This is a genomic window from Sphingobacterium shayense (assembly GCF_013179575.1).
GTDB classification, from domain to species: Bacteria; Bacteroidota; Bacteroidia; order Sphingobacteriales; family Sphingobacteriaceae; genus Sphingobacterium; species Sphingobacterium shayense.
Genome location: NZ_JABMCQ010000243.1, coordinates 1 through 4,345, shown reverse-complemented (window position 1 = coordinate 4,345; position 4,345 = coordinate 1). Strand labels below are relative to the sequence as shown.

Genomic DNA, 4,345 nt, shown 5'->3' with positions numbered 1-4,345 from the left:
CTTTTCACTCGAATAAAAAGATCGGGCTGTACAAAATGACTAATAAGGAAAGTATCCCTATCTATCCCGGTAGAAAGTTCATTGGAAAATGGAATAACCTCGTCTATTAATTTTGAGCCATATATCGTGGCTAAGAACGATACCTTTTCAACAATAGACAGAGTTTGAGAAACAGTCCAAGTCGGCTGGTACAACGCAACCAGATCGCTATATTGCTCACATAAAAACTCTGCAACTGTCAATCTTTCAAGCGGCTCGAGTTTTCGAAAGCCTTTTCCTAGCCGAAAGTAATTATAACAAAGTCGAGAGGTCATCCGCCGGTCAGACGAGCCCATTTGTCTATTGTTTTTAAAAAATTGGCTTATAAATCGAGCGAACGGTTCATTGTAGTTATAAGCCGTTATGGCTTTTTGGAAATTACGAATCTGTTGCTCGACTCTTCTTGGATTAATATCGGCCATTTAATTTAATTCAAATCCAGAACCCTTATAGGTCCTATATGACACTGACTGATTCACGAATCCGCCATCTTCGCTGAATTCAAATTTATAAGAGCTGAAAACACCTTTATATTCTTCCTGGACTACTTTAGAAGCATATTCAGCACCATATTTGTTCAAAAGTTTACCAAAATATTTTGCAGCATCGTAGCCTTTATAGGAATGATCTGACGGGTTCACACCATAAATCGAATAATATTTATCTTTGAGTTTCTTGACCTCGGAATTCCAAGGCATCAAATGATCCGCCGACGTGATCGTGGGTTTAAAGCTTGAAAAACTTGCATACATGCTAAAATCGATGCGATCCCAAAGCGGATGACCGAAAAGCTTAAATGTATAGAAATTTTCTAAAGTTTTCTTCTCTAAATTATCTAAAAATGTCCTTAACTGGAACTTATCTGTAGTGCCAGCTACGATTAGATTTGCTCCTGTTGTACTCAACTGTTCGTTTAACTGACTAATAGACGAGACTGAAACAAGAGATATTGTCGGGTTAATACCTTTCAGTTCTCCAACAAATCCAGCAAGAAACTGTCTACTGTTATTATCCGACGAATTATAGACGATAACGACGTCACCCGAGCGAAATTCTTTTGCGACCCGTTCGGCCGTGGCCTTCGTGTGCACATCGATTGACGGTGTTAGCGATACAAGATTTCCTAAATTAAACGTACTTGCTTTAGTCGCCGCAAGTGGATTTATTTGCAGCGTATTCTTATTCTCTAAATTCCCCCCAAATGCTTGTATTTCCTTCGGGTAAACTGGCCCGACAATGAGGGAGGCATCAGAAATATTTTTAGACCTTGCAATTGCAACATTTGACGCTGGATCATCTTTAGAATCAACAACGCTTAATCCGAAAACTGTCCCTTGTTCTGCAAGCTCATCTAACGCTAATTGAAAACCTTGGTAAAAATCCAATGCGACAGCTGAGCGTTGAATATCTGCTTTTGACAAAGCTGCCGGATTCACCTTATCGAGCTGAAACGGCAAAATTAACGCAATTTTATTTTGAATATCCAATTTAACGTGATCATCCTTGGGCTTCTCATCCGTTTTCGATGAATCGGCCTTGTTTTCCGGTGTAACGGTTGTACCCGCTTTTCCACGTTGATCAGGTGATCGCAAGACACCTACTTTAGGGGAACAGGCCCCTAAAGTCAATGCACAAGCACATGCGACTAATATTTTATTCCCACTCAATTGTTGCAGGCGGTTTTGAACTGATATCATAGACAACTCTATTGATTCCTTTAACATGGTTTATGATTTCATTTGAAATTTTTGCTAACAAATCATAAGGTAAATGTATCCAATCGGCGGTCATTCCGTCCAAAGAACCAACAGCACGTAAAGCGACAACGTGTTCGTATGTCCTTTCATCTCCCATCACACCAACGGATTGAACTGGTAAAAATATTGTCCCAGCTTGCCATACCTTATCATACCATCCGCTTTCTTTCAAATTGCGGATATAGATACTGTCTGCTTCTTGCAAAATTCGTACCTTTTCTTCTGTAATATCACCAAGTATACGAATAGCCAATCCTGGACCAGGAAACGGATGACGTCCCAATATCGCAGGATCGACATCTAATGACTTACCGACCCGACGTACTTCGTCTTTAAATAATGTCTTTAAAGGCTCGACTACTTTCAATTTCATGAAATCGGGAAGTCCTCCCACATTATGATGAGATTTTATAGTAGCGGATGGTCCCTTAACGGAAATCGATTCAATAATGTCCGGATAAATTGTACCCTGACCTAACCATTTTGCTTCAATTCCTTCGGGAAGCTCATGTTGAATGTCTTTAGCAGCCTGATCAAAAACGTCGATAAACGAGTTACCAATAATCTTTCTTTTTTGCTCAGGTTCTGAAATACCGGCCAACCGGCCAAAAAACAATTCTTTCGCATTGATACCCTTAATATTAAGCCCCATCTCTTTATAAGAATCTAATACTTGGTCGTATTCATCTTTGCGAAGGAGGCCATGATCAACGAATATACAGTGCAGCTTTTGCCCTATTGCATGGTGCAATAATACAGCGGCCACAGTTGAATCAACTCCTCCCGAAAGCGCCATGATAACATGATCATCGCCCAACTGTTGCTTTAATTCGTCGATCGAAATATCTACAAACGCATCTGCAGTCCAATCTTGTGAACATTTACAAATGTCTACCACGAAATTTTTAATCAGGATCTGGCCGTCGGTACTATGGGTTACTTCTGGGTGAAATTGTATCCCATATGTGTCAGTACCTTCGATGTGGTACGCTGCTACACGCACTTTATCCGTACTTGCAATTATCGTAAAATTTGCTGGAACGTCTTTGATTGTATCTCCATGCGACATCCACACTTGAGATTGAGCTGGAACACCTTTCAATAGAGGACTCTCCTGATTAACGAATTGAAGATTTGCCCGTCCATATTCTCGAATTTCTGACGGTAAAACCTCTCCACCAGACTTCTGTGCTAAATATTGTGCTCCATAACATACTCCTAGCAAAGGAAAACGACTTTGAATAGAACTAAAGTCTATTTGAGGTGCGTCCCCTTGACGTACAGAGTATGGGCTACCTGATAGGATAACACCTTTTACCCCTTCGTCAAATTCAGGAAGATTATTATAAGGGTGAATTTCGCAGTAAACATTAAGCTCACGAACACGACGTGCAATCAACTGTGTATATTGCGAGCCAAAATCAAGAATGATAATTTTTTCGGACATGGCGCAAAGTTACATATTCATCACGGAATTATTAAGGATTTTTCGTTGGATAAATCAGATAATTCGACATCGGGAATCAATAGATTATTTTTCTCACTTAATCGAGAAGTAATTACATTAATAATTTTTAATCGTTAAATGTAATTTTCCCTCCTGCAATACGTTTTTGTTTCCGCTCCGACGGGTTTCCAAACACATTAATTACCCCTCCAGCTCTAGTCTGCACATCGGCAGAGACTGTAGCGTACGCCTCGCAAACACCACCACCGTTGGTTCTAACGTAAGCTGTTTCACTTTTAAGCGATTCCCCTTTATATCCCCCTCCAAATGTCGAGATAATGTTTTGCGATTTCGTTTCTCCTCGCAGTTCGACAGCAGAACCAGTTGTTGTGCTCACATCAACATGCTGTGCACGCACAGCAACGTCTAACTTCCCCCCTTCATTTGCAACTACAAATAGAGAATCAACGACAATTTCTTCTTCCGTATAAACAACTGCCCCTTTTTGCACAATAAATTTATTTATGCCTTGCGTATGGAGTTTAACATTAATTTCTCCTCCTTTGAGTGGATAGCCTGAAGTCATTTTGATCCTAATCTTACCTTCGCTCTGGACAACATCTACCTTATCGTGCAGCTCACCAGTTATTTCGAGAAAATTAGCATCACTATCAATATATTCTACATTTAATTTATCGGTAACATCTAATTCGCTGGCGGGCGTGACGTCAATTTTGGTTTGAGCGCTAGTTATTGAAAACGTAGCTAAGAATAAGCAAATGGATACACAAGTTTTAATCATATACAGTTGATGCAGGAAACACATAAGTTGCTACGCAATTTTTGTGAGGAAAGCGCCTGCCTATCGCTATTTCCTAGTATATTTTTAATTTAAACGTTATAACTCCAAATTAATTGTTAACGACCCAATAAAGCTAGCTCTTGCTGTGTGTACATCTTGGCTCCCTTTAAATAATTATACAAGAGGTCCTTGGTTTGTTCATCATTTAATTTATACAAATTGTTCACCAAAAACTGCTTATCTTCTTCAATATTACCTTTATACCCAAGGTAAGACGGTATATAATACTGAATACATAAC

Annotated in this window: 3 protein-coding genes and 2 pseudogenes; all 5 read right to left on the bottom strand. The window is 39.5% G+C overall.

The window, feature by feature from the left end:
• Nucleotides 1-461, bottom strand: a pseudogene (locus tag HP439_RS18060) (RsmB/NOP family class I SAM-dependent RNA methyltransferase); the annotation flags it as partial.
• A complete protein-coding gene (locus HP439_RS18055) occupies nucleotides 462-1,736 on the bottom strand; it encodes an ABC transporter substrate-binding protein (RefSeq protein ID WP_246229410.1) in 1,275 nt (424 codons plus the stop codon).
• Complete coding sequence (guaA, locus tag HP439_RS18050) at nucleotides 1,693-3,243, bottom strand: glutamine-hydrolyzing GMP synthase (protein WP_172391727.1); 1,551 nt, start codon at nucleotides 3,241-3,243, stop codon at nucleotides 1,693-1,695. The genes HP439_RS18055 and guaA overlap by 44 nt, the downstream gene beginning before the upstream one ends.
• Before the next feature lie 127 nt (nucleotides 3,244-3,370).
• A complete protein-coding gene (locus HP439_RS18045) occupies nucleotides 3,371-4,045 on the bottom strand; it encodes a GIN domain-containing protein (protein ID WP_172391726.1) in 675 nt (224 codons plus the stop codon).
• Between the two features lie 116 nt (nucleotides 4,046-4,161).
• Nucleotides 4,162-4,345, bottom strand: a pseudogene (locus HP439_RS19485) (hypothetical protein); the annotation flags it as partial.